The sequence below is a fragment of the Psychrobium sp. 1_MG-2023 genome, assembly GCF_030689115.1.
Taxonomy (GTDB): domain Bacteria; phylum Pseudomonadota; class Gammaproteobacteria; order Enterobacterales; family Psychrobiaceae; genus Psychrobium.
In genome coordinates this window covers 1-24,254 of the sequence record NZ_JAUYVJ010000028.1, presented here as the reverse complement: position 1 = coordinate 24,254, position 24,254 = coordinate 1, and the positions used below count along the sequence as shown (strand labels likewise).

At 40.1% G+C, this 24,254-nt stretch carries 24 protein-coding genes and 1 pseudogene; 14 read left to right on the top strand and 11 right to left on the bottom strand.

The window, feature by feature from the left end; all coding sequences use genetic code 11:
* Positions 1-171: 171 nt before the first annotated feature.
* The 3 genes from Q8W26_RS13925 to Q8W26_RS13915 are packed head-to-tail and all read left to right on the top strand — an operon-like array spanning position 172 to position 1,939.
* Positions 172-585: a YjfI family protein gene (locus Q8W26_RS13925; RefSeq protein WP_101213799.1), complete on the top strand. Its 414-nt coding sequence runs from the start codon at positions 172-174 to the stop codon at positions 583-585.
* Between the two features lie 28 nt (positions 586-613).
* Positions 614-1,303 carry a PspA/IM30 family protein gene (locus Q8W26_RS13920; RefSeq protein ID WP_101213798.1) on the top strand — a complete coding sequence of 230 codons (690 nt, stop codon included), beginning with the start codon at positions 614-616 and terminating at the stop codon, positions 1,301-1,303.
* Positions 1,304-1,306: 3 nt separating this feature from the next.
* On the top strand, positions 1,307-1,939 hold the full coding sequence (locus Q8W26_RS13915) for a hypothetical protein (protein ID WP_101213797.1): 633 nt from the start codon (positions 1,307-1,309) through the stop codon (positions 1,937-1,939).
* 37 nt (positions 1,940-1,976) lie between these two features.
* Here Q8W26_RS13915 and Q8W26_RS13910 read toward each other — a convergent pair whose 3' ends face one another.
* Positions 1,977-2,885 (bottom strand): DMT family transporter, encoded by a 909-nt coding sequence (locus Q8W26_RS13910; RefSeq protein ID WP_305473656.1) that lies wholly within the window; start codon positions 2,883-2,885, stop codon positions 1,977-1,979.
* Between the two features lie 197 nt (positions 2,886-3,082).
* Here Q8W26_RS13910 and Q8W26_RS13905 point away from each other — a divergent pair, with 197 nt between their 5' ends.
* The 3 genes from Q8W26_RS13905 (at position 3,083) to Q8W26_RS13895 (ending at position 5,679) form a co-directional block, all read left to right on the top strand.
* Complete coding sequence (locus Q8W26_RS13905) at positions 3,083-4,759, top strand: RluA family pseudouridine synthase (RefSeq protein WP_101213796.1); 1,677 nt, start codon at positions 3,083-3,085, stop codon at positions 4,757-4,759.
* Positions 4,760-4,880: 121 nt separating this feature from the next.
* Positions 4,881-5,225 carry a hypothetical protein gene (locus Q8W26_RS13900; protein ID WP_101213795.1) on the top strand — a complete coding sequence of 115 codons (345 nt, stop codon included), beginning with the start codon at positions 4,881-4,883 and terminating at the stop codon, positions 5,223-5,225.
* A 13-nt stretch (positions 5,226-5,238) separates the two neighbouring features.
* Positions 5,239-5,679: an ion transporter gene (locus tag Q8W26_RS13895; protein ID WP_101213794.1), complete on the top strand. Its 441-nt coding sequence runs from the start codon at positions 5,239-5,241 to the stop codon at positions 5,677-5,679.
* Between the two features lie 111 nt (positions 5,680-5,790).
* Here Q8W26_RS13895 and Q8W26_RS13890 read toward each other — a convergent pair whose 3' ends face one another.
* Positions 5,791-7,305, bottom strand: coding sequence for a CYTH and CHAD domain-containing protein (locus Q8W26_RS13890; RefSeq protein WP_101213793.1), 1,515 nt, complete (start codon positions 7,303-7,305; stop codon positions 5,791-5,793).
* A 236-nt stretch (positions 7,306-7,541) separates the two neighbouring features.
* Between Q8W26_RS13890 and Q8W26_RS13885 the strand changes: the two genes are divergently transcribed.
* Both Q8W26_RS13885 and Q8W26_RS13880 read left to right on the top strand, forming a co-directional pair.
* Positions 7,542-8,222 (top strand): TIGR00153 family protein, encoded by a 681-nt coding sequence (locus Q8W26_RS13885; RefSeq protein WP_101213792.1) that lies wholly within the window; start codon positions 7,542-7,544, stop codon positions 8,220-8,222.
* A 21-nt stretch (positions 8,223-8,243) separates the two neighbouring features.
* Entirely contained in the window at positions 8,244-9,512 is a 1,269-nt protein-coding gene (locus Q8W26_RS13880; protein ID WP_101213791.1) for an inorganic phosphate transporter, read from the top strand.
* A gap of 192 nt (positions 9,513-9,704) precedes the next feature.
* Here the strand turns inward: Q8W26_RS13880 and Q8W26_RS13875 are convergent, their stop codons facing one another.
* The 3 genes from Q8W26_RS13875 to Q8W26_RS13865 form a co-directional block, all read right to left on the bottom strand.
* Positions 9,705-9,827, bottom strand: a complete 123-nt coding sequence (locus Q8W26_RS13875) for a hypothetical protein (protein ID WP_305473655.1) — start codon at positions 9,825-9,827, stop codon at positions 9,705-9,707.
* Positions 9,828-9,895: 68 nt separating this feature from the next.
* On the bottom strand, positions 9,896-10,393 hold the full coding sequence (ilvN, locus tag Q8W26_RS13870; RefSeq protein ID WP_101213790.1) for an acetolactate synthase small subunit: 498 nt from the start codon (positions 10,391-10,393) through the stop codon (positions 9,896-9,898).
* Positions 10,393-12,111: an acetolactate synthase 3 large subunit gene (locus tag Q8W26_RS13865; RefSeq protein ID WP_101213930.1), complete on the bottom strand. Its 1,719-nt coding sequence runs from the start codon at positions 12,109-12,111 to the stop codon at positions 10,393-10,395. The genes ilvN and Q8W26_RS13865 overlap by 1 nt, the downstream gene beginning before the upstream one ends.
* Before the next feature lie 484 nt (positions 12,112-12,595).
* Between Q8W26_RS13865 and Q8W26_RS13860 the strand changes: the two genes are divergently transcribed.
* Together Q8W26_RS13860 and Q8W26_RS13855 are read left to right on the top strand one after the other, a co-directional pair.
* A complete protein-coding gene (locus Q8W26_RS13860; protein ID WP_101213789.1) occupies positions 12,596-12,931 on the top strand; it encodes a hypothetical protein in 336 nt (111 codons plus the stop codon).
* The gene (locus Q8W26_RS13855) at positions 12,918-13,691 is read left to right on the top strand and encodes a Zn-ribbon-containing protein (RefSeq protein ID WP_101213788.1); all 774 of its coding nucleotides are present in this window, start codon (positions 12,918-12,920) and stop codon (positions 13,689-13,691) included. The genes Q8W26_RS13860 and Q8W26_RS13855 overlap by 14 nt, the downstream gene beginning before the upstream one ends.
* Before the next feature lie 32 nt (positions 13,692-13,723).
* Here the strand turns inward: Q8W26_RS13855 and syd are convergent, their stop codons facing one another.
* Positions 13,724-14,377 carry a SecY-interacting protein gene (gene syd / locus Q8W26_RS13850; RefSeq protein ID WP_101213787.1) on the bottom strand — a complete coding sequence of 218 codons (654 nt, stop codon included), beginning with the start codon at positions 14,375-14,377 and terminating at the stop codon, positions 13,724-13,726.
* 33 nt (positions 14,378-14,410) lie between these two features.
* On the opposite strand from syd, the gene queF reads away from it, so the two are divergent.
* A complete protein-coding gene (gene queF / locus Q8W26_RS13845; RefSeq protein ID WP_101213786.1) occupies positions 14,411-15,268 on the top strand; it encodes an NADPH-dependent 7-cyano-7-deazaguanine reductase QueF in 858 nt (285 codons plus the stop codon).
* Between the two features lie 64 nt (positions 15,269-15,332).
* Here the strand turns inward: queF and Q8W26_RS13840 are convergent, their stop codons facing one another.
* Entirely contained in the window at positions 15,333-16,175 is an 843-nt protein-coding gene (locus Q8W26_RS13840) for an HDOD domain-containing protein (protein ID WP_101213785.1), read from the bottom strand.
* A gap of 307 nt (positions 16,176-16,482) precedes the next feature.
* Here Q8W26_RS13840 and Q8W26_RS13835 point away from each other — a divergent pair, with 307 nt between their 5' ends.
* Complete coding sequence (locus tag Q8W26_RS13835; RefSeq protein WP_101213784.1) at positions 16,483-17,001, top strand: hypothetical protein; 519 nt, start codon at positions 16,483-16,485, stop codon at positions 16,999-17,001.
* Here the strand turns inward: Q8W26_RS13835 and Q8W26_RS13830 are convergent.
* The 3 genes from Q8W26_RS13830 to argG all read right to left on the bottom strand — a co-directional run bounded on the left by Q8W26_RS13830 (position 16,998) and on the right by argG (position 19,815).
* Positions 16,998-17,177: a DUF2986 domain-containing protein gene (locus Q8W26_RS13830; RefSeq protein ID WP_101213783.1), complete on the bottom strand. Its 180-nt coding sequence runs from the start codon at positions 17,175-17,177 to the stop codon at positions 16,998-17,000. The two genes, Q8W26_RS13835 and Q8W26_RS13830, sit on opposite strands and share 4 nt — an antisense overlap.
* A gap of 92 nt (positions 17,178-17,269) precedes the next feature.
* Positions 17,270-18,355, bottom strand: a complete 1,086-nt coding sequence (locus Q8W26_RS13825) for a GGDEF domain-containing protein (protein WP_101213782.1) — start codon at positions 18,353-18,355, stop codon at positions 17,270-17,272.
* 221 nt (positions 18,356-18,576) lie between these two features.
* Entirely contained in the window at positions 18,577-19,815 is a 1,239-nt protein-coding gene (gene argG / locus Q8W26_RS13820; RefSeq protein ID WP_101213781.1) for an argininosuccinate synthase, read from the bottom strand.
* A gap of 325 nt (positions 19,816-20,140) precedes the next feature.
* On the opposite strand from argG, the gene yegQ reads away from it, so the two are divergent.
* Both yegQ and Q8W26_RS13810 read left to right on the top strand, forming a co-directional pair.
* The gene (gene yegQ / locus Q8W26_RS13815; protein WP_101213780.1) at positions 20,141-21,529 is read left to right on the top strand and encodes a tRNA 5-hydroxyuridine modification protein YegQ; all 1,389 of its coding nucleotides are present in this window, start codon (positions 20,141-20,143) and stop codon (positions 21,527-21,529) included.
* 631 nt (positions 21,530-22,160) lie between these two features.
* On the top strand, positions 22,161-22,937 hold the full coding sequence (locus Q8W26_RS13810) for a hypothetical protein (RefSeq protein WP_101213779.1): 777 nt from the start codon (positions 22,161-22,163) through the stop codon (positions 22,935-22,937).
* A 373-nt stretch (positions 22,938-23,310) separates the two neighbouring features.
* Here Q8W26_RS13810 and Q8W26_RS13805 read toward each other — a convergent pair.
* Positions 23,311-24,177 (bottom strand): annotated as a pseudogene (locus Q8W26_RS13805) (IS110 family transposase); the annotation flags it as partial.
* Positions 24,178-24,254 lie beyond the last annotated feature (77 nt).

Below are 24,254 nucleotides of genomic sequence, written 5' to 3'. Positions count from 1 at the left end.
AATAAAAGCTGTTGATCTTAGTTATCTTTTTATTACTGTGAAACTGTTTATACCTAGACTTTCGCAGTGAAGCTTGTAACTATATGAAAATAATTTAACGGAACGTTTGACATATTATGTCAAGCGTTCTACATTAACTACTCGAGACATAATATGTCATAAGGAAATGTTATGAATATACACTACATTGCAAACCACTTAAATGAGCTCGCGGATAGTAGTGACACAGGCTTGCGTTTTGATAGCCTACCTATCACAGGTGAAGTTGATGTGTTGCAAGTAACGATTCAAACCCGTGAAGAGTTACCAATTTTTGTGTCAATTACCGATGATCAAATTTTGTGTATCGCTTACCTATGGGGTGAAGAAGAAGTTAGAGCGGATACTCGTAGTGAGATGCTAGAAGCGATGGTCGAAATGAATATTCCGATGCCTCTTTCGTCTTTCTCGAAAATCGATGATAAATACGTCATTTTTGGCGCGTTATCAGTTAACTCATCATTGCATGATATTGAGCACGAACTGTCAGTATTAAGCGATAACTCACTTGAAGTCATTAATGAAATGGCTGATTACTTAATTTAACAATAGTCTTTGACGGAGTATTACTACTATGAGTATTTTCAAAAAAATTATTACAGCACTACGCGGTGGTGCAAGCGAAGCCGGTGAAGCTATTGTTGATGCAAACGCGACCCGCATTTTTGCTCAAGAAATTCGTGATGCGGAAAATCACCTAACCAAAGCGAAGCGTGATTTGACAGACATCATGGCGAAACAAATGCAGTCTCAACGTGAGCTTGACCGTATTAAGCGCAGCATTACTGAGCACGAAGGTTACGCTACCTCAGCATTAAACCAAGGGAACGAAGCGCTAGCATTAGAAGTCGCAGAAAAAATTGCAACACTAGAAGCAGAGTTAGCTGAGCAGCAACAATCATTTGATAGCTACGACAAAAACGCTAAACGCCTGAAAGATCTCGTGAAGAACACTGAACGCCAGCTAGCGGATTACCAACGTCAACTGAGCATGGTAAAAACCACTGAGAGCGTTCAAAAAGCGACCGCGGCTATCACAGATAACTTTAATAACAGTAACTCTAAATTGCTTAATGCCAAGCAGTCTTTAGAACGTATTAAAGCAAAGCAACAAAACTTTGACGATCGCTTACAAGCTTCAGATGAGTTAGCTAATGAAAACAGTGATAAAGCGTTAAAAGATAAATTAGCGCAAGCGGGTATCGGTGAGCAGCAAGCAAGCGCATCTTCAGTGCTTGACCGTTTAAAGTCTAAACAAGGCTAAACTATGGGCTTTTTCAGCAAGCTATTTAGCAAAGCAGAAGCAAAGCCTCAACGGGAGCTCACTCACCCGTCACAACTACGTCAAGGCGATATTATCGTACTTGACGATAGCTTTGCGCTACCCGTTCAGCTTCGTGGTCAATCGCTAGAAGTCAGTGAAGTGAATAGTTACGAATATGAACATAGCAAAGAATGTGAGTGGGTCTTACGAGGCACTAGTGATGAATTACTCTTTTTAAGTGTCTATAAAGATGATGAAGAGTCGTTAATTCTGTCACGTAAGATTACCCGTGAAACTGTTGGCAAGATATTTGACCTTGACCAGTTCTCACAATTATTCGATGAACCAGGTAAAGCGGTTCTTGATGTAAAGTCAGTACCTACTGACTTAGAGCAATGGTTAGGACAACATTATCGCCAAGATGATTTTGCCCGTTTTGGTTATTTCCATGACTGTGATCACCGCGACAATAATTTGAGCATTAAAAGTGGCGACTCCTTCGAACGCTACAGTGCGATCTCTGATGACGAGAAATTCGCAATTGAGGCTGAAGTTTATGAAGGTGGCGAAACAGATGTTGTCGTCTCCTTATATCGTCCAATTAGTGATATTAGACAGTATTGGCCCAAAACATAGCAGTTTGGTTTTAATCAGTATTAATAAAAATGCGGCCTTAGCCGCTTTTTTTATGCCTAATTGTTGAGGCCCGTGTAAAAGATACATAGCTCAATATATTGCCTAGCAACATCACCACCCCACCGCATAGAAGACTCATGGTAAGGCCCTCTCCATACAGTAATGCTCCCAAGACAGCAATCATCGGTAATCTCAAGAAGTCAATCATCATCACCGTTGCTACATCACTACATTTTAAAGCATGGCTCATACAATAATGCGCACTAAGTGCAGTTAATGAAATGATAATAATCCATAACCAGTCGCTGCTGCTTGGTTGACGCCAATCGGTCACCGCAAAAGCCCCAGCAATAGGTAATTGTAATAAACACATATAAAACAAAATAGTCAAAGCGCTTTCTGTTCGAGTTAGAGACTTAGTCAAGACATGAGCGAAGGCGTAAGCTATCGCCGATAGTAATACAATAAACACGGCATTAGAGTCACTATCAAGATTGGGTTGAGTGATCACAACAACGCCAATTAGTCCCATCATAATAGAGATCGTTTTAGCAAGGCTTAAGCGTTCATTTAGCCAGAACCAAGCTAATAGCGCGCTCCATAGCGGCACCGTAAATTCTAGAGTAAACACCTGTGCTAAAGGCAATAAGCTAATTCCAACAAACCAACCATATTGCCCCGCTAAGTGAAAGCTATTTCTTATGAAGTGTGCTGTGATTCGTTGTGTCTTTAGCTGTTTCAATTGCCCTAAGCCTATGATCAGCAGCGTGATGATCGTCAAACCAATTGCGCTGCGATAGAACAACAGTTGAAAAGTATCAATACTGTCCCCTAGCTCACGAGCACTCACCGCCATTAAACAAAAAGAAACTAATGTTCCACTCATCCATAAATAAGCGCGCCAAGTTTTAGCGTTTGCTACATGTTGCTGATGTATTTCAGGCATTTTCCACTCTTATTAACTCAATGAGGCACGTAATTTATAGTACCAACAGTCTCGTGACAAAATTCATTGACACACAGTTAAGCACTGTCATCGCAAAAAAACATTTTGCTTCGTGCTATTTAGGCTATCACGGGTTAAAATTCCCGCGTTTTCTTATTTGCTATATTCCTCGTAGCAACCACTGTTAGATTGATATGATGACCAATAAAACTTCATGCTTTACCCCCTTTGCTGAGCCGATTGATTCATATGAATTACCTGAGCGTTTTACTTTCCCTTTTTTTTATCAGCCACACCCTTTGAGCTTGGTTGCAGTAAAACAATTACAGCAGCATTTACAAACACAACAGCAATGGCAGCATGATTTTAACACAACGGGAAAAATGTTTGGCGTCCTGATAGTACGTAACAGCCACGGTGAGTTAGGGTTTTTATCAGCATATTCTGGCAAGGTTGCTAATAGTAACTCTCTACCCTACTTTGTACCACCAGTGTTTAATATGCTTGATGAAACATGTTTTTTTATCGATGACACCAACGAAATCAACACGATAAATCAACAAGTAAAAGCAGCCAATGCTAACCCTGACCTTGCATTATTAACAGCAAAACTGGCTGAACAAAATAAACAATACCAGCAAGCATTGGATAGTCATCGCCAATTAATGACTGATAATAGAGCACAAAGAAAAGCACAACGACAACAAGCTGAACACACTCTATTGAATCAAAGCATCACCGCAGCGCAATTTGATACGTTGCTCAAACAGCTAGGACAACAAAGTGTTAATGATAAAAATCAGTTAAGAGATTTAAAATTACACTGGCAACGAGTAACCGCTGAAACGGAGCAGCAACTAAATGGATTAGCACAGCAATTAGCGTCACTCAAAGAGCAACGAAAAGAAAAATCAGCTCAGTTACAGCAAAAACTTTTCGCCCAATATCGTTTCTTAAATATCAAGGGGGAGCTTCGAGATCTTAATGACATATTCTCTGACACCCCAGTAAAGATTCCGCCAGCGGGAGCTGGTGAATGTGCCGCACCTAAATTATTACATTATGCGTTTGCTAATAATATGCAGCCCCTCGCCATGGCAGAGTTTTGGTGGGGCAGCTCACCAAAATCTGAAGTTCGTCAACATCAACAATATTACCCCGCATGCCAAGGTAAATGTCAGCCAATTTTAGGCCACATGCTTAATGGCATGAACGTTGATGACAACCCATTGTTAACTAATCCAGGGTTATCAAAAGAAATAGATATTCTTTTTCAAGATGAACACATGCTAGTTATTAATAAACCTGCGGGTCTTCTCTCGGTACCGGGAAAAACAATTACCGACTCAGTACAGCAACGCTTAAAGCAACGTTTCCCTTATGCAAGCGGACCATTAATCGTGCACCGATTAGATATGGCTACATCTGGCCTGATGCTCATTGCCTTGACAAAACGAGCGAATAAAAGTTTGCAGAGACAATTTATTCATCGCGGCATAAAAAAACACTATATAGCGATATTAGCAGGCGAGCTCAAACAAACTCACGGTGAAATAAACTTACCCATGCGGGGCGATCTTGATGATAGACCTCGCCAGCTTGTCTGTGAAGAGCACGGAAAACCAGCGAAAACAACGTGGCGTGTACTAGCAACAAAAGATGGTAAAACCAAAGTCTCTTTATCACCCGAAACAGGACGGACACATCAATTACGAGTGCATTGCGCCCACCATTTGGGGCTTAATACACCGATTGTGGGCGATAGCCTATACGGAGTTTGTGCAGATAGATTACACTTACACGCTAAGTCGATTCATTTCCAACACCCTATCTCGCGAGAAGTCATGTCATTTAGCGCTGAAGAGCCATTTTGATGATTTCTTTGCCTTTGTTGTATCGACTTTTGTTGCATTGATAACTACCAACACAGCAAAACAGATGGCATACTATCGTTCAATAAACTACGATTAATCCTATTTGAAGTATAAAAGTATCATGAGTCAATCTGAGACCGAAAAAAAAGCAAAGCTGCCTTCAAAATGGCAAGCTGCAAACAAAGCAATAAAAGCAACTCAAGTTGCTTTTGATATGGATGAACGAATTCAATATGAAATTCGTCGTCAAGCTTTAGAAGATGGTGTAAGCCCTTCAGATCAAATTCGCCATATCTTAGGGCTGCCTTGCACACGCCGTCCTAAGCGCCCTCGCCTAACCGTATCATTAAGCCCTGATGATTATGAATTACTGGGGCAAAAATATGGAATCGATCCCGCGAAGCAATTAGAAATAAAGAAAATTGTTGTCGCTGAACTGACTGAATTTGCACAAGATAAAAATTAATAAAGGAATATCAATGGATTTTCTCCATCATATTGATGAATATGGCGTAAAGAATTATAAAACCCGATATCTTGCTCTGATGGTTATGGTGGTAATTTATTGTGTTATCGCTGTGGGGGCAGGACTGCTCATTCATTTCGAATCAGCCAACCCTGATGCCAACATTCATAGTTATGCCCAAGCATTTTGGGTATTAATAATGGCAAGTTCGACGATTGGTTTTGGTGATTTTTATCCGACCACCACTGGCGGGTATGTCATTGTCACTCTAATGTTCTATATCGGTGTTGGCATGATGGGCTACATCGGAGCGCTAATTGCTTCAAAGATCATGGGATTCTCTGATACCAACGTCAAAAACCGAGAGTTACGCCACCAAAATGCTGCCATCCTTGAAGAATTACAGGCTATGCGTAAAGAGTTAGCGCAACAAAGAACTGTAAACTCAGATTAAGGCGGACTTCGGCACATTCTAATAAAAAGGCCTTAACTTCAACTTGGTTATTAAGTTCAAGTTAGTTATTAAGTTCAAGTTAAGGCTTTTTTAATTGTCTACTTCGCTCGTCTATAACCAGTAAGGCGTTAACTTCAATGCCGACTTACGTGATTGTTCCATAGCATGAATGAGGGAGCTTTCCTTGCGCTCAAGCCAACTCTTAATCGCGCCGTCATCGTCTAAGCACTCTGCTCGTAACAATTGTTTGATAGGCTCAAACTGCAATAACTGATCAATACCCACTGCAATATCAGACCACGGAGCCCTAAAACGTTGTTGTGACTCACTATCAAACAAATTACCAACACAGACACCAACTTGCATATTGTGCTGTAAGTTTAAGCGTTGAGCTAAGTAATCTTGATAGGTTAAGGTTGATTCATAAGGGAGGGTTTTATGAACCAACTCCCAATCTTGAGCTAGAAACTGTTTCGCTTGGCTTTTAACCGACTGCTGTTGAAACTTCTCTAACGTGGGTAAAGGTTGTTGTTGCCACGGTTTAAAATAGAGCCATTGCATTAATTGAGACACTAGCGCTGTATGACGCTCACTGTTAAACAGTGCAACAATATCAGACTCTTGAGGTAAATTGTCACGCTGCTCACTAAGCATCGCTAAAATCTTCTTATGGTGCTCTAATTTTTTAAACGCTTGCCCTTTGTTGCCAAGTAGTTTTTCAATACGCAGCGCATCATCAATAAAGGCCAGCTGTTCCATTAACCAAAAGATCGACTTAGTTAAAGCTTTGAGCTCATTATCATGGAAATAATCTTGATACAACTCATTGGCTTTAATAATTAATTGCAACGCATCTCGAATTTCTTTTAGGGCATAAAAATCTTGCTGGTCGATGAAAACTTCAATGTGATATTGCCAATGGGCTAATCCATGAGAAACCGTTTTTATATAAGCCGTCTCCAAAGAATCTTTTGTACAAATATCAACCACAGTTAATGATTTGACCTGATCTTTAGTTTGCTTGGCCAACTGGTAACCACGAGCGGCTTTACTTTTAGTACCAAATCGTAATGGTGATTGTTTAGCCAATTGTCCCGCTAATTCAAAGATCAGCTCTGGTTTACCTTTAACCAATTCAAGCTCTACTTCACAAATTTCAACTTTGTGATCACCAGCACCGATAAAACCTTGATCATAAACCATTTCAACGACGGCACCGTCGGGGTAAATCATCATCACTCCCCGCCGAGAAAAGTTAGTATTAAACAAAGGGTTAATTTGTTTTTGTAGTACAGAAACATCTGTACCTTCAGGCCATATCTGTTGTGGAAAAAGAGCTAATTGTGGCTCGGGGGTCTCAATATCCACGTTATATTCAGGTCGCTGATGCAAACCACCAATAACTTGACCTGCAGTCTTAATTGTTTGCTCGATATGCTGATCGTTCACCCTAATTCGCAGCCCCATATCCCAGAAGCGTAGCTTCTTGTCTTGCGTATCAAAATAGATATTTTCTAAATTGAAGCTTTGAGAAACCAACTTAACATCTTGATTCTTTGATAAACTATCTAACGTTTTCTCAATATCAGCTGAGACAAATAACTTTATCTCAATTTCATTTTCCATGATTTACCCAAATATTATTCTTTGTCATAAAAAAGTCACAAAACTTTAATACAATTGCTTCGGTTAACTTATAATAACTAAATTACTCGTTGTTTGAGGCACAGTCTATATCGATTTAATAGAAAGTTTAAGTCATTATAATCAACTCAAATGTTTTAATGTGAAACGAGTTAAGTTACTATGCGCTCGATTTTTCAATTGTTGCTATAAAGCGAACATAATCAAAAGGTCAAACTATGTCGATGAATTCGATACTTGGTGTATTTGCAAAGTCACCAATAAAGCCTCTTCAAGAGCACATCTGTAAAGTACATCAGTGTGCCGAGCATTTAGTCCCTTTCTTTAAGGCAGTCTATGCCCAAGATTGGAATAAAGCAGCCAACGTACGAGCAGAGTTATCTCAGTTAGAGAAATCTGCCGATAAGTTAAAGCGTGAAGTACGGACAAATTTACCGAAAGGTTTATTTATGCCGGTTGATCGTACTGATATGTTAGGGCTAATTACCCAACAAGATAAAATTGCTAATACAGCAAAAGACATTTCAGGACGCATCCTTGGTCGCAAGCTGGTTATTCCAGAACAAATCCAACAAGAATTTATGGAGTACCTACAGCGTTGTATCGAAGCCTCTGGTTTTGCTGCAAAAGCGATTGCTGAATTAGATGAATTATTAGAAACCGGTTTTCAAGGCGTTGAGCTACAAATCATTGATAAATTAATCTCTGAGCTAGACACTGTTGAAGATAGTACCGACATGATGCAAATCACTTTACGTCATTCATTGCACGAGATTGAGCAAGAATTGAACCCTGTGGACGTGATTTTCTTATACAACGTAATTGAGTGGGTAGGCGATTTAGCTGATCTTGCTGAACGCGTTGGTGACAGACTAGAGCTAATGCTAGCTCGTTCATAATTGTTTTAAAAGGTTTTTTCAATGGATATCATTGTAAATTATAGCTTTGAGCTAGTGCTACTTGCTGGCTTATTCGGATTTTTCATGGCGTGGGGCATCGGTGCAAATGATGTTGCTAACGCAATGGGAACATCAGTTGGCTCAAAAGCATTAACGATCAAACAAGCGATTATTATCGCGATGATCTTTGAATTCGCTGGTGCCTACCTGGCCGGTGGTGAAGTAACATCAACCATTCGTAAAGGCATCATTGACTCTGCGTACTTTGTTGATGTGCCTGAACTACTCGTTTTCGGTATGATCGCCTCACTTTTAGCCGCGGGCATTTGGTTATTAGTCGCTTCTTATTTGGGGTGGCCTGTATCGACAACTCACTCAATCGTTGGCGCAATCGTCGGTTTTGCCGCTGTTGGTGTAGGAACTGACGCAGTAACGTGGTCAAAAGTTGGCGGGATTGTTGGTAGCTGGGTCATCACTCCGTTGATATCAGGTGTCTTTGCCTACGTCATATTTATGAGTGCCCAGAAGTTCATCTTCAACACTGACGACCCACTTGCTAATGCGAAGCGTTATGTGCCTGTATACATGGCTTTATCTGGCTTTATTCTATCGCTGGTAACTATCAAGAAAGGTTTAAAGCACATTGGTATTCACTTTTCGACTCAAGAAGCATTTCTACTATCAGGCTTAATTGCTGTACTAGTTGCTGCCTTGGGTGTGATTGCCATTAAACGCTTAAAAATCGACCCTGCGGCAGATAAAAAGATGCATTACGCCAGTGTTGAGAAAGTATTTGCTATCTTAATGGTTGTAACGGCCTGTTGTATGGCATTTGCCCACGGTTCTAATGACGTAGCTAACGCTATTGGTCCTCTAGCAGCGGTTGTATCTATCGTAAATAACGGTGGTGAAATTGTTGCTAAGTCGCCACTTGTCTGGTGGATCCTACCTCTAGGTGGTATTGGTATTGTTGCAGGTCTTGCTATTTTTGGCCGCCGCGTAATGGCAACCATTGGTCAGGGCATCACGCATTTAACGCCTAGTCGTGGTTTCGCAGCCGAGCTAGCAGCCGCTACAACGGTTGTACTAGCCTCTTCTACGGGTTTACCTATTTCAACTACACAAACCCTTGTTGGTGCGGTATTAGGTGTTGGTATGGCACGTGGTATTGCAGCGTTGAACATGGGGGTTATCCGTAACATTGTTATCTCGTGGGTCGTAACTTTACCAGCGGGTGCAATCTTATCGATTGGTATCTTCTATATGTTAAAAGGTATTTTCGCTAGCTAATCAAGCTAAGCGCCTTTAAACAACGAAGACTTAAAGCCCTGCTAACATCTGTTAGCGGGGCTTTTATTTATTCGCTGAATTACTGTCTGGTAAACCTGTAATTGTCATTCAATTCTATCTCGTTAAGTCATCTCGTTGATAACGATATCATAAATAGAGATTGAGCTGCCGTCACAGTGTTTCCATAGGCATTTACGTCAACTCGCCTAACAGCCAAAACATTACGTAAGCGATGTTATGGTAGCTAAGAGTAATCGGCTTAAACAAGGTGATCGATTGGCTACTCGCTGGCTCTTTAGCATCTATCAATTGCATGGAGAGAACATTAAAAAAGCCCTGCCAACGAGTTAGCAGAGCTTTTTGTTTATGACCAATCGTGACATTTAAGGACGTAAAGAACGCTCACCACGAGCAATGCCAAGCGTACCAGAACGAACGACTTCAATGATTTCACTGGTTTGTTCAATTTGCTTCACAAAGGCATCAAGCTTAAAGCTATCTCCAACGATACGAACCGTATAAATACGCGGTGTTGCATCAATAATTTTACCATTAAAGATATCAACTAGGCGGCATACTTCATCGCGCTTGTTACCAACACACGCAACCTTAACTAATGACATCTCTTGTTCTATATGCTCACCATCCGTTAAGTCAGATATCTTTAGCACATCGATCAATTTGTTAAGTTGCTTCATGATTTGTTCAATCACACGGTTATCACCGTTAGTGACAATAGTCATTCGTGACAGCGATGGATCGTGAGTCACAGATACAGTCAGCGACTCAATATTATAGCCCCGCTGTGCAAATAAGCCCACAATACGTGACGTAGCACCAGCTTCATTTTCAAGTAAAAGTGAAATGACTGTTTTTGACATTAGCTACGCTCCGTTTTACTTAAATACATTTCATTCATCGCACCATATTTGATTAGCATCGGGTACACGTGCTCTTGCTCATCAACGGCAATATCCATGACCACTAGACGGTCTTTCTGTGCAAAGCAACGTGCAAAGGCATCGTCTAACTCATCAGGGCGGTCTACTTTAATGCCAACATGACCAAAGGCCTCTGCTAATTTGACAAAGTCAGGTACCGAATCCCAATACGAATGAGAATGACGGCCTTTGTAAATCATATCTTGCCATTGTTTAACCATCCCTAATGAACGATTATTTAAAATAATAACTTTAATTGGCAAGTCGTATTGCAAACAAGTAGATAGCTCTTGAATGTTCATTTGAATACTACCGTCACCCGAAATACACACAACAGTGCTATCAGGAAACGCCATTTGTACACCCATCGCAGCAGGTAAGCCAAAGCCCATGGTGCCAAGACCACCAGAGTTTATCCAGCGGCGTGGCTTATCAAACGGGTAATACAATGCAGCAAACATCTGATGTTGACCAACATCTGAACACACATAAGCATCGCCGTTGGTTGCCTTATACATCGCCTCAACCACTTGCTGTGGTTTTAAAGAGTCAGGGTTCGTCTCGTAGCTTAAACACTTAACCGAACGCCACTGTTCAATTTGATCCCACCAAGCAGCCATCGCTTGGCTGTCGCTACTCAGTTCATCATGCTTAATCATGTCAAGCATGTCTTGCAGTACATTGTGAGCGTAGCCAACAATCGGAATATCAGCATGAACTGTTTTTGAAATCGATGTTGGGTCGATATCAATATGAATGACTGTCGCATCTGGACAGTACTTTTCAAGGTTATTGGTTGTACGATCATCAAAACGTACACCAATAGCAAAAATGACATCACTGTGATGCATAGTTTTATTCGCTTCAAGCGTACCATGCATGCCAAGCATACCGACAAACTGCTTATCAGTGGCTGGGTAGACACCTAACCCCATTAACGTATTTGTTACTGGACATCCGACAATTTCAGCAAACTCTTTCAGAAGCTCTGGTGTATTTTCCCAAATTGCACCGCCACCAGCATAGATTACCGGACGCTTTGCTTCTAATAAGACCTTCAACGCTTTACGCGTTTGACGCTTATGGCCACGCGCAGTTGGGTTATACGAGCGTAAAGAAACCGACTCTGGGTAACTGTACGGGAAACGCAATTGCGGATTAATAATATCTTTTGGTAAATCAACGACCACAGGGCCCGGTCGACCTGTCGAGGCAATATAGTAAGCTTTTTTAATTGTCTCAGGAATGTCTTCTGCACGCTTACATAAGAAACTGTGTTTTACAATAGGACGAGAAACACCCACCATATCTGTTTCTTGGAAAGCATCCTCACCAATCATGGTCGTTGGCACTTGCCCTGACAAAACAACCATTGGAATTGAATCCATATATGCCGTTGCAATACCCGTAATACAGTTGGTGGCTCCTGGACCTGATGTGACCAGTACAGTACCGACATCACCAGTGGCACGAGCGTAACCATCAGCCATATGGACAGCGGCTTGCTCATGACGGACGAGAATATGCTCAACACTTGACTGCTGAAACAGTGCATCATATAAATCTAAAACAGAACCGCCCGGATAACCGTATATGCGCTCAACGCCTTGGTCCTGTAAGGAGCGGATAACCATTTCGGCTCCTGATATCATCTCCATGGTGAACTCCAAAATAACGTAAAAATAAAAGTAATTGCCAATGTTAAAAAGGCCCGCATGCCATTTACATTTTTTAAACAGCTGAAACTTGATATTAACCATTATGATTGGGCCCTAGCAAGGGCTTTTAGTGATATTTAGGAAAAATAAAGGGCTTTTTTAAGTGTTATACACTTTAGTCGTAGCAAAAGCATAAAAAAGTATAGTTTTAACATCGGTTAAAATAACAACAGAAAAACCAGAGTGTACGAAAGTTTTAAACGGTCGATTAAATAGCAAAATAGTAGGATAAAAAGCTGATATTAAAGGAAATTAAAAACCCAACAATCATCGTAAACAATAATTTACATCAATTGCATATTAGATTGAATAATTAATTTTTTCTTCACCGCCATTCAATGTCAGATTTGTGACATTTTTTAGCTAAATATTCATTATAAAAATGCTAAAATAACACTTTGAATGAAAAAATAGGACTAAGCAAATGGAAAAACATATCCTAGCGATTGCAAAGCAGCTGACTCAACAAGGAAAAAAGCCTTCTGTTGCATTGGTTCGTGCTAAATTATCACGCCCTGTCCCCATCCCTGTTTTAGTCAAAAGCTTACAATATTTTGAAAGCCTATCAGCAGAACAAATCGCTGACATTGATGATGCTCAACACAGAGCACCATCAACAGAAAAGGTGGAACCATTAAGTGACAGTCAAAAAATATTGCAACAACTTGCAGACTTAACGGCTGAAGTTGTGTCATTGCGTAAAGAAACAAATGAACTAAAACAATTAATAAAAGAGCGTTGCCCTAATGATCCTTGCTAAGCTGACCTTTGAATGTTTTGAAGATACGACAATCACTGCCGTAGAACGGGCAATTTGCGGTCTGATCACTGAACTGAAATATAATGGACAAATTATAGGTCAAGAATTCCCAACACTATTGAAAGATGGTTATTTTGTTACTCAAGTTCTTTGCCCAGAAGAAGAGTCATTACAGCATACTCAAAATAACCAAGCAGTAAATAGGGCAATAAACAACTTAACCAAAGCGGGAATCTTACAACCGAAAATAGATATTTTAGGTCAAGAAATACATTCTGACATGACAGACCCTGTACATCAGGCGAGTTGGCAAATGCTCTATACCAGTTATGTGCAAACGTGCTCGCCAATTCGATGCGGTGATCATTTCGCCCCGATTCCGTTATATCGATTACCTCCACTAGCCAACGGCTGTTATAAACAATTGGTTAATTGGCAACAAGACTGGCAGGCCTGCGATCAATTACAAATGAATGGTTTAAGTGCAGAGTTTGAAGTACTGCCTGAAATTTGCGACCTCAATAGTTCATTAGCTAAGCGGGGAATGAAACTCTGTGAACGAATTGAAGAGTTAAGTGGTATACCGACATACTTATATCTATATCGTGTAGGTGGAACAGATTTATCCAGTGAACAACAGCGTCGCTGTCCGAGTTGTGATGGCGATTGGGCATTAGCAGAGCCATTACATCAAGTTATTGACTTTAAATGTGACGACTGTCGATTAGTATCAAACCTATCTTGGGATTATAAACACTAACCGACAATGCCTAATCGTTTATTAGGCTGCCATTAGCGGCCTAATAAACTGCGCATCACTTCTTTTAGCCGCGGCATTAACCCTGCCTTAAGAGGTTGAGGCGCTTGATACACCTGCTCCTCTTCAGGGGATGCTAACGGTGATAGTCGACTTAAAAAATCGCAAATCGAACTGGCTAAAACTTCTCGATCATTGTTACCAGCGATCTCACACACAACCTGCCCTGTGGTATTATCAATCGATAGCATTTTTTCACTGTTAACAACACAGCCAATAAATACGGTTAACGACTGCTTAAGTTTTTGCTGCATCATAATATGACCGATAATATTGGTACTTAAGCGATCAATATCTTGTTCATTCCATATTTGTAATAGCTCGAACTGACGTGAATCGAACGTACCAAACAGTGAACCACTATATAAACTATGATAGTAATCTTTGATATCTTGGTGTATCGACAATTCAAGGGCATGTTCAATATTAGCAAAGCCATTATATTGTGAAGCGTGCTCAGTTAACTGTGGCTGCCATTGAATTTTCTCTCCGTCCAGAGCACCTTCATGCTCACAGGGTGAGGTCCATTCATTATCATGGCAAACTTGTGGTAAATATCCCGTTTCATTGGCTACAGCTTTGCTATAATCCGTGGCAAATTGTTGCAATGCTTGTGCAGTTGTTAACATCTTAATCTCAATTATATGGCGGAAACTAGCTCCATGACGACAAAGTCACCTTATGACAATGCCCCAGAACTCGCATCCCTTACTTTGGGTAAACAGACTGACTATGATAACAGCTTCGATGAAAAACTGTTACAAGCTGTTCCTAGAGCATTAAATCGTAACGAATTAAACCTAGGTCAGACCTTGCCTTTTCATGGTGATGACATTTGGACAGGATATGAGCTTTCATGGCTTAACGCTAAGGGCAAGCCAGTGGTCGCCATGGCGAACTTCAAGGTACCATGTCAAAGTAACAACTTGATCGAGTCTAAATCATTTAAGCTCTATCTAAATAGTTACAATCAGCAGCGTTTCAATGATGCTGACGAGGTAACAGCACAACTGACTAAAGACTTGTCCGTATGTGCTGAGAGTAACGTCACAGTTGAAATTATTCTAGCTCATCAATTCGCTACGCAGCGTATCATTAGTGCAGCGGGTCATTGTATTGATGACTTAGATATCACTATTGATGATTATCAATTCTCGACCGACTTTCTTGCTCACAGTGATAATAGCAACCAGCCTTTGGTGAGTGAGACGCTTCACTCTAATTTATTAAAATCTAACTGCTTAATTACCAATCAACCTGATTGGGGGACCGTTGAAATAAGTTATCATGGCCGTCAAATTGACCATGAAGCCTTATTGCGTTATTTAATTTCTTTTAGACAGCACAATGAATTTCATGAGCAATGTGTTGAACGTATTTTTACCGATTTAATGCGCTTTTGTCACTGTGATAAATTAACCGTTTACGCCCGCTACACCCGCCGTGGAGGCTTGGATATAAATCCGTTTCGCAGTAACTTCGAGGAGACACCATCGAATCAGCGTCAAGCTCGTCAATAGATACACTCAAAAAAGGCTGATAGAGTTTCCTCTATCAGCCTTTGCAATGGGTTATGTTATTGATTTATGCAAACGCTTCACGGTTTCCAGCAAGCTCTTCGTTAAACGAGTCACTAGAAATATCTTCAATACTACCAATTAAGCCTTTCTCAATAAATGGCGTGAGTTGGTCTTCACAATTAGTCAATGCGCCATCGTAGGCTTGGCACAATACAGCTAAACGAACGAAGTCTAAATAGCTGACTTCAGCCGTTTGATGCTCGTTTTTATTGTAATATTTCACTGACTCAACCATTTCATCGCTGAAGTTCCAGTCTTTCACAATCGCCACACCAATATGAGTATGCAAATCTGAGATAGCACGTTCTAAGAATTCTGGTTCAGCGAAGATTTCTGGGTAGCCATCAGCCTCAGTTAGAATAGGCAGCGTGCCTATGTTGTGCAATAAAGCTGCCAAAGACAAAGTATCCACCTGAAGTGAGGTATGTTTATTTTCTCTTTGATAAATCGACAATAAAGCCATTGCATAAGCTGCTACTTCAGTCGAGTTATGCCAAGTTTTTGCTAAATAATTGGCAACCAACTCGTTATCAGAAACAAACAATTGCTCCATTGCAAGAGCCATAACAATATTCTTTATCTGGCGCATTCCGATACGAGTCACTGCAGCTTGCAGGTTTTCAGCACGCACTGCACGGCTATAATGAGCCGTATTGGCAATTCGAATTAATCGAGCAGACATGGCAGCATCTTGTGCCAATAAGCTTGAGATATCCCCTAAACTAGAATCAGGATCTGCAACAGCCTCACGGACTTTCATTGCAATCTTAGGGAGTGTTGGTAAAACTAGAGAATCGTTTTTCAGTTTCTCAATGAGAATGGTTCTTAACGCGTTTGCTGTAGACATACACAATCCGTTTCATATATTAATACTAAAAAAACTGTATGTTACTAACCTTACCTTGATACCTAAACGGAGAAAATTATCACAGAGCCCCTTTAAGGGTGACTCGTCCCCTTAGTACCTAATAAAACATACAATGCCTAAAAACCAATATAACAGCTTTTTTTGATTTGCATATAACTATATTTAACTAATTATAATAATGAGTTGGCAAATATTGTTTATAGTCAAACGAGTCTATGACTGTTGGTTTAACCGCAAATCACGTAGACTTCACTTTTTTAGAATAGCGTTTGGATATATCTTCATTATGCGTGGCAATAAATCGACTTTGCAATTTCGTAATAACCAATTGGTTGGATTAGGGAATGCTCAGGCAAAAGTGATTTTCCATCTCGAAAACGCCCCTCTTTTACCGACGAGCGAACTTGAACAAATTACCACTGATGAAATCGTCGCAATCAATGGTAATCATTGGCGAAAAATATTTACAATTGCGGCTAAATTAACTTGCAAGGCGCATCCATGGAAAGCGTTTCGTGATGAGAAATTACTAGCGCATACCTATTTTAGCTTTTTACCCCTTGCTCCATCAGAAAAATCTCGTATTCATATCGTCTGTGGTAAACAATATGCACAGACTCTCGGACTTTCCCCAGAGCACGATATAACTAACAAATTCGAGCTCCTTGAAACCAGTAAACCGGTATGGCGTTTAAAAGATAAAGACCTTGAGCTCGTTATACTCACGCCTTATTTAGATTATCGACAATTTCCAAATCAGCTAATTAGTGAATTACGCTTATTATTCGCACTGCACGGTGGTTAGGACTCAATTTTGTTCTCACTGTCACACGATTGCTCTACGCTAGTGCTATCAACATCTGGAGCAATGTCACGATCCGCTTTAGCAATGTACCGTGGTTTGTTACTGTGCGTTAACTTAGCATTTTTCTTTTTTTGCTTTTTTAGCAAAATGGATTTAATTTTCTTTTTTCTATTCATGATGTGTTTAATACGTCTCTAAGGTAAAGCCATTTTATACTAAATCGTGGCCTGATACTAAACCTGTGAACACCTTTAAAACTTAAAGTAGGTTAAGTGCTAAAGATGGCAAACTGATTCTTACCGTTATCTTTAGCGCAGTACATCGCTTTATCTGCCAAATTTCGTAATGTATCGACATCGACACCGTGCTCTGGATACAAAGCAATACCTATACTGCAACCGACACTAAAATGATGGTCATTAAACGAAATAGACTGTGATAATTTATCAATTAGCTTTGTCGAAAGCTCTTTGACATCTTCAATGTGGTCAATATCTTCAAGAATAACCAAAAATTCATCACCACCAATACGAGCGACCATATCATTACCCCGAAGTAACCCTGTCGTACGTTTAGCGATAACTCTTAAACAATGATCTCCTGCATCATGGCCAAAGTAGTCATTAACAGACTTAAAGTTATCTAAATCAACAAACATAATCGCGGCTTTTCTCTGGTGACGCTGCGCGCGTAAGCAAGCTTGTTGCCACTGTTTTCTCATCAGTCTAAACGTCGCTAACCCTGTTAGCTCATCATAACCAGCTACCTGAGATAACTTATCATATTGCTCATTCAAGCGTCCTAACACAGACTCCATTTCTTGACGGAAAATATATAACGTCGAGGTCGCCATTAGGATAAAAAAGATCACACCACTGGTATAAATAATCCAGTGCCAATGTGTATTTACTTCATTGAGGCCGTCTGCCTGAGGCACTGTAGTAAATTTAATACCCGCGAAGATAAAAATTAAAACCACACCGACGGCAGCCGCTATAATGACACGTTTTTTATAGAATAAAGCAGCAATTATCACGCTCAGCAGTAAGTAGAACACCGCAACGGCTTGCGTACCGTAATTGAGTACGCCCCAAATGCCAGCAATGAGGTTTAATGTGAATAACAAGTGAACGGTAAAATGATTAGATAAGCGTGATCGGACACTTAAGAACACACCAAGAAGCACAATTAAAAATAGGTAGATAAATTCATCATACCCCCACCCGACCTCAACAGATCTAAGTAGAAAAAGACTTAAGATAACACAGGTAAAGCAGGCCCAAATCACTGATAAGTAACTCATTAACCTTTCATTAAGACGTTCAATTAAGCGAAGTTGTATCTGATTATCCATTGCTCACCCGTGCCACCGATTAAAGAGAAAAGACTCAGCTATAAACAACAATAAAATACCACTGGCGTATAAAAAGCAATACTTTCCAACTAAAAATTGTATATTAATCATCCTACCTTGTTTTAAAGCAAAACAAAAAAGCCACACTAACAAGGGGAATTAGTGTGGCCTAAGGTGTTGAAATAATATTGGTAATGGCTAAATACCATCACCAGAATAGTTTAACTATCGCCTTTGAATTGACCAGCTTTAGCTAGTGCACATGCTTCTACAGACAAGATATCGGCGTATCCCTGTGAGCTTTCAGGGTTTAAGCCGTCACTTGCTTCCATAGATGAGTCTTCTTCATTATAAAGCGATGCTTCAATATCCGTCATGCTGTTAAAGAATACGTTGCCTTTATACAGCCCTAAGGTCACCGTACCAGTGGCACTTTCAGTTAACACATTAATGCCTGCCATTGCTGCTTTATTAGCTGTGTCAAAAACACGTCCATCATAAATCAAGTCGCTTACAGTCTGGCTCAAGCTATTATAAAGTGCTGTAGCGCGACGATCTAAAGTCGCCTGTAAGATATTTTGTAACCCTTGGCTTAATAACTCCATTCCCGGTGCTTCATATACACCACGGCTCTTAGTGCCAATAATTCTGTTCTCTAAAGCGTTAGACATACCAACACCGTTACGGCCACCCACATCATTAGCACGCGTCATCATGTCAAACGGATTTAATGCTTCACCGTTAAATGTAACAGCCACACCCTGCTTATAACCAATAGTAACTTCTTCAACTTGATCTGGTGCTTCTTGCGGCCACACTCCCATCGTCGGCTCAACGATTAACATTGACGTTTCTAAGCTTTCTAAATCTTCAGCTTCATGAGATAAGCCAGCTAAGTTAGCATCGGTAGAGTATTTTTTCTTCATTCCTATCACAGCTGGTATATCAAACTGTGCTAAATAGTCAGCCATTTCACTACGACCAGGGAACTGTTCAAGGAGTTGAGCATCACGCCAAGGTGCGTAAACATTCATTTCAGGTGCAAGAGAACGGGTATAGCGCTCAAAACGCATTTGATCATTACCACGACCTGTAGCTCCATGGGCTAAGATATTAACACCACGAGCTTTCATCGCCTTAACCAACCCCTGAACGGTTACACCACGTGCAATACCCGTGGTGTTCCAATAACCACCGTCATAAGTTGCGTTTGCTTTGATTGCGTCAAAACAGGCATCAGCCATTTCATTTTTTAAATCAACTAATACTGTTTCTGCTCCGCAAGGCTCCATTTTGCGCACAACATTTTGAATATCATCTTCGTCTGGTTGTGCTAAATCAGCAGAAAAACAAATAACTTTAATATTGTCTTCCATTAAACGCTTAGTCACAGTCTTGCTGTCTAAACCACCAGAAACACAAACACCAACTGTTTGATCTTTAATCTCAGATAACTTCATAATCATTCACTCTAAATAGCTGGCAGTTCGCTTGTTGGACTGCCAAATTACACTAATAAACATTCATCATATTTCAGAATTTTTCTATTGGAAATAAGACCAATAAATAATTGTAGCTAACGATAAACCAAAAGGTAATCAAGCTCAAGCACAAAATGAATAAATATATCATTAAAGTGACTTTTTATTCACACGCACCCATTTTAGGATTTCAAGTTGAGCCGTGTACTGAAAATTATTTTACTGATAATAACCACACAATTTGCGATGATTAAGAATGGAGTATAAAATACGCGCCTATTTTTTGATTGAGAGCTCTATTTCTATGTTTACTCCTGAACTATTATCACCGGCTGGTAGCCTTAAAAACATGCGTTATGCCTTTGCTTATGGTGCTGACGCTGTCTATGCAGGTCAACCACGATACAGTTTGCGAGTACGCAATAATGAATTCGACTTAGATAATTTAGCCATTGGTATCGAAGAAGCACATCAATTAGGTAAAAAGTTTTATGTGGTAAGCAACATTGCACCTCACAATAGTAAACTAAAAACTTACATTCGCGATTTAGCACCTGTAGTTGAGCTCAAACCTGATGCGCTAATTATGTCAGATCCTGGATTAATTATGTTGGTCCGTGAAGCTTACCCTGATTTACCTATTCACCTTTCTGTACAAGCAAACGCCGTTAACTGGGCAACGGTCAAGTTCTGGCACCAGCAAGGTATCGAACGCGTTATTCTATCGCGAGAGCTATCTGTTGATGAAATCAATGAAATCCGACAAGCAGTGCCAGAAATGGAACTAGAAGTGTTCGTTCATGGTGCACTATGCATGGCTTACTCTGGACGTTGTTTATTATCAGGCTATATTAATAAGCGCGATCCAAACCAAGGTACTTGTACCAATGCCTGCCGTTGGAAATACGGTGTCCATGATGCCAAAGAAACTGAAACCGGCGATGTAATAGCGGTGGCTCCAGAAGCTGCTGAACCACAAATTGTTGAGCCACAGAAAATAGAGCCAACGCTTGGTGAAGGTGATACCACCGATAATATCTATTTGCTCCAAGAGCCGGGACGCCCTGAAGAGTACATGCCAGCATTTGAAGATGAGCACGGTACTTATATCATGAACTCAAAAGACCTGCGTGCTGTTGAAATGGTTGACCAATTAACTAAAATTGGTGTCCACTCTTTAAAAATTGAAGGTCGTACTAAGTCATTCTACTACTGTGCTCGCACAGCACAGGTTTATCGTAAAGCGATTGACGACGCTGCAGCAGGTAAACCTTTTGATCAAACATTAATGAACACCTTAGAGCACCTTGCTCACCGTGGTTACACTGAAGGTTTCCTGCGCCGCCACAGCCATGACAAGTACCAGAATTATGAGTATGGCCATTCAGTCTCTGAGTCTCAGCAATTTGTTGGTGAAGTCACTGGCCGAAATGAAGACGGCTGGGCTGAAATAGAAGTTAAAAATAAGTTCCTAGTAGGTGATTCATTAGAGCTTATGACACCAAGCGGTAACATCACCTTTACGCTAGAAGAGATGAAAAATCGTAAAGGCGAAAACGTTGATGTTGCACCGGGCTCTCGCCATGTGATGTATATTCCTGTACCACAAGATATCGACTTAGCGTTTGCATTGTTAATGCGTAACTTTGAAGAAAACCAAGACTCACGTAACCCACATAAAAGCGCTGGTTAAGTAACTAACGAGCCTCTTAGAAGTCTAAGAGGCTCGTCTATGACATCATTCAAAGTCTCGTCGGAAACCCTAATGGCACTATTAATTAAAGACAACTGCATCAACTGTGATATGTGTGATCTTGCGACTTAAATACTTTAAATTCAATAAATTAAAAAAGTGTGTTACGTGTTGTGTTACGGTGTTTTTTTTACCGTCTTAGGTACCGTAACACAAATTTTAACTCTAAGATATGTGTACACCACTGTAACCTATTCCTTTTCTACACCAACATAACGTTATAACGTTGATTTCTGTTTTAATTTTAAAGTAGAGGGTAAAACTTCTTTGCCGCTGACAGTTAGAACAACTAACGACATATAACTTACTTAGGGGAAGTTACAAACAAAGTGTAGTTAATATGATCATTTTATTAGAAAGAGTAAGGTGTGGTTAACCACGGTATAGGCAACTCTTGCTATGTTAAATTATTTTACACTAGACGTCCGCTCTCGGCCAATAGCGGACATTGTAACTATTACAATTAAAAGTATATTGTGAGCGCGTTTGGTCACTGGTTTATCGCTACCTTGTAATGTAGGATAGCTTGCAAGGTCAAATTAATAACCTGTTAAATGCCAATGGAGTCATCATGCCTAGTAACAATATCGAAAATACAGTTATTGATTACCTATCAGAATTTGATGTCATAGCTGAAAAAATAAAAGAGATTAAAGAGAAAACTCCCGATTTTATTGTTCGTGGAGAGGATAATGTACTAATCGAATTGAAGGAAAAGTTCGATGCCGATATTGAACATGAAACACAAGAATCTATTTTGGCTAAAGGAGATGTTTTTCAAAAAACGCATACGACGGGTTATTGGAATAGTATTTCAACTGTTATTACCAAAGGGATTCAGCAGTTAAAAGCTCAAAAATCGAATACGAAAAGCAAATACTGTTTTCTTTTTATTGTTACAAGTGGTGTAAATCCATCAACGCAGGTTAAACAATTTGAGTCTACATTTTATGGTCGAAAAAGTATAATAGATGTCGATTCAGACTCTAATCAAGCTGTATGGTGTTATTACTTTTACCATAGCCTCTTCTCTATACATAAAAATGCGATTGATGGTGCCTTTGTATTAGATAGTAATAATAAACAGACAAGGCTGTTGGTTAACGATCAATCTCCTCAATATGAAAATGTTAAAAATTCTGAATTTCTTTCTAAGTTTAGGGGAAAGATAGGGATCGTAGATCCTAAAGAATTAGAAGCTTCTAATAAAATCTATATTGCAGATACAACAATACCAAGAAGTAACGAAAACGCGGTTAAAGAGTTTGTTTTTAATAAATATGGAATTAGTAAAGGGCTGGTGCTTGATTTTCCTCAGACGGTTTTTCAAGCTAGGGTAGATGTATAAAGGCACTTAACAAGCAACTAAACGCGGGGGTGGTTTACGGTCACGCGTTTTGCAAAAATACGCAAAACATCGTGCCAGCAATCCTCACCGGTTAGTTGGGCTACATGGACTCCCCGTTGTCAAGCAATAGCTTTCTCTTATAACTAGAAGATCTGACAGCAGCTCTACATTCGGCGTTTAATTAGCTTTATTACGCTATCGCCCTGATGATTTGCGCTTGAGCAATGCCTCATTCGTTAAACAGAATCTTCTTGATAAAGAATTTTTCTTCCCGACTAAACAGGCTTTCTTGCTCTCGGTCTGACCGTGTTATCGTCAATAGCTAATGCTCAGACACGGTGGGGTAAACCGTTGTATCACTTATAACTTACTTTTATTTTACATAATCTACCTGATACTCTTTTTCTGAATGTAACAGCGCCCAAATTAATCGTGCGTTTTTAGCTGCTAATGCGACCGTGGCGCGCTTGAAGCCTCTCCGTTCAATAAGATCTTTTATCCAGAGGCTTGTTCGGTCCGTTTTATTTTTACAGTTGGCAATTACGGCTCTTGCCCCATGAATCAGAGAGGTTCGAATATGTTTCTCACCACGCTTGCTAATCCTACCTAATCGAACGACACCCCCTGTTGTGTATTGTCTGGGCACTAAGCCTATCCAAGCAGCAAAAGAACGACTGGATTTAAAGTGCTTAGCATCATTGACTGTTGCAACAACAGCAGTAGCGGTGATTTCCCCAATACCCGGAATACTCATCAAGCGTTTTGCATCTTTCATTTGATTAGCTAATGCGTAAAGTTTTCTATCGTATTTTAGTATTTCTTCGTTTAAGGCTTGAATACTTTGCCAAAGGCCATTCAACAACGCTCTGGCAAGGAAAGGTAAATTGTTCTCTGCATCTTCGATAATCACACCAATGGCTTTTTGCGCTGGGTAGCGTCCTTTAGGCATGATGATGCCAAATTCTGCTAATAATCCACGTAATCGATTGATACGTGCGGTTCTATCTTTTATTGCGCCTTGGCGTATGCGATGTAAAGATAAGATGGCTTGTTGTTCTTCACTTTTAATACTGACAAAACGAGTTTTAGGCCTGGTAGCAGCTTCACAAATAGCTTCAGCATCATTAGCGTCATTCTTTTCATTTTGGCGGTATGGGATAACAAACTTAGATGCCATGATACGCACATCATGCCCGAGTTTAGTGAACTCACGTGCCCAGTAATGAGCACCTGAGCAGGCTATTCTGGTCAAGTCCAACCGGACACTTCATTCTGTAATTTCTCATAGTTAATTGGTGTTTTATCACCAAGTGTTGT

Excerpts from the sequence above, each read along its gene's own strand:
- Q8W26_RS13925 (WP_101213799.1), top strand. The coding sequence starts at position 172 with ATGAATATACACTACATTGCAAACCACTTAAATGAGCTCGCGGATAGT.
- Q8W26_RS13920 (WP_101213798.1), top strand. The coding sequence starts at position 614 with ATGAGTATTTTCAAAAAAATTATTACAGCACTACGCGGTGGTGCAAGC.
- Q8W26_RS13915 (WP_101213797.1), top strand. The coding sequence starts at position 1,307 with ATGGGCTTTTTCAGCAAGCTATTTAGCAAAGCAGAAGCAAAGCCTCAA.
- Q8W26_RS13910 (WP_305473656.1), bottom strand. The coding sequence starts at position 2,885 with ATGCCTGAAATACATCAGCAACATGTAGCAAACGCTAAAACTTGGCGC.
- Q8W26_RS13905 (WP_101213796.1), top strand. The coding sequence starts at position 3,083 with ATGACCAATAAAACTTCATGCTTTACCCCCTTTGCTGAGCCGATTGAT.
- Q8W26_RS13900 (WP_101213795.1), top strand. The coding sequence starts at position 4,881 with ATGAGTCAATCTGAGACCGAAAAAAAAGCAAAGCTGCCTTCAAAATGG.
- Q8W26_RS13895 (WP_101213794.1), top strand. The coding sequence starts at position 5,239 with ATGGATTTTCTCCATCATATTGATGAATATGGCGTAAAGAATTATAAA.
- Q8W26_RS13890 (WP_101213793.1), bottom strand. The coding sequence starts at position 7,305 with ATGGAAAATGAAATTGAGATAAAGTTATTTGTCTCAGCTGATATTGAG.
- Q8W26_RS13885 (WP_101213792.1), top strand. The coding sequence starts at position 7,542 with ATGTCGATGAATTCGATACTTGGTGTATTTGCAAAGTCACCAATAAAG.
- Q8W26_RS13880 (WP_101213791.1), top strand. The coding sequence starts at position 8,244 with ATGGATATCATTGTAAATTATAGCTTTGAGCTAGTGCTACTTGCTGGC.
- Q8W26_RS13875 (WP_305473655.1), bottom strand. The coding sequence starts at position 9,827 with ATGCAATTGATAGATGCTAAAGAGCCAGCGAGTAGCCAATCGATCACC.
- ilvN (WP_101213790.1), bottom strand. The coding sequence starts at position 10,393 with ATGTCAAAAACAGTCATTTCACTTTTACTTGAAAATGAAGCTGGTGCT.
- Q8W26_RS13865 (WP_101213930.1), bottom strand. The coding sequence starts at position 12,111 with ATGGAGATGATATCAGGAGCCGAAATGGTTATCCGCTCCTTACAGGAC.
- Q8W26_RS13860 (WP_101213789.1), top strand. The coding sequence starts at position 12,596 with ATGGAAAAACATATCCTAGCGATTGCAAAGCAGCTGACTCAACAAGGA.
- Q8W26_RS13855 (WP_101213788.1), top strand. The coding sequence starts at position 12,918 with ATGATCCTTGCTAAGCTGACCTTTGAATGTTTTGAAGATACGACAATC.
- syd (WP_101213787.1), bottom strand. The coding sequence starts at position 14,377 with ATGTTAACAACTGCACAAGCATTGCAACAATTTGCCACGGATTATAGC.
- queF (WP_101213786.1), top strand. The coding sequence starts at position 14,411 with ATGACGACAAAGTCACCTTATGACAATGCCCCAGAACTCGCATCCCTT.
- Q8W26_RS13840 (WP_101213785.1), bottom strand. The coding sequence starts at position 16,175 with ATGTCTACAGCAAACGCGTTAAGAACCATTCTCATTGAGAAACTGAAA.
- Q8W26_RS13835 (WP_101213784.1), top strand. The coding sequence starts at position 16,483 with ATGCGTGGCAATAAATCGACTTTGCAATTTCGTAATAACCAATTGGTT.
- Q8W26_RS13830 (WP_101213783.1), bottom strand. The coding sequence starts at position 17,177 with ATGAATAGAAAAAAGAAAATTAAATCCATTTTGCTAAAAAAGCAAAAA.
- Q8W26_RS13825 (WP_101213782.1), bottom strand. The coding sequence starts at position 18,355 with ATGGATAATCAGATACAACTTCGCTTAATTGAACGTCTTAATGAAAGG.
- argG (WP_101213781.1), bottom strand. The coding sequence starts at position 19,815 with ATGAAGTTATCTGAGATTAAAGATCAAACAGTTGGTGTTTGTGTTTCT.
- yegQ (WP_101213780.1), top strand. The coding sequence starts at position 20,141 with ATGTTTACTCCTGAACTATTATCACCGGCTGGTAGCCTTAAAAACATG.
- Q8W26_RS13810 (WP_101213779.1), top strand. The coding sequence starts at position 22,161 with ATGCCTAGTAACAATATCGAAAATACAGTTATTGATTACCTATCAGAA.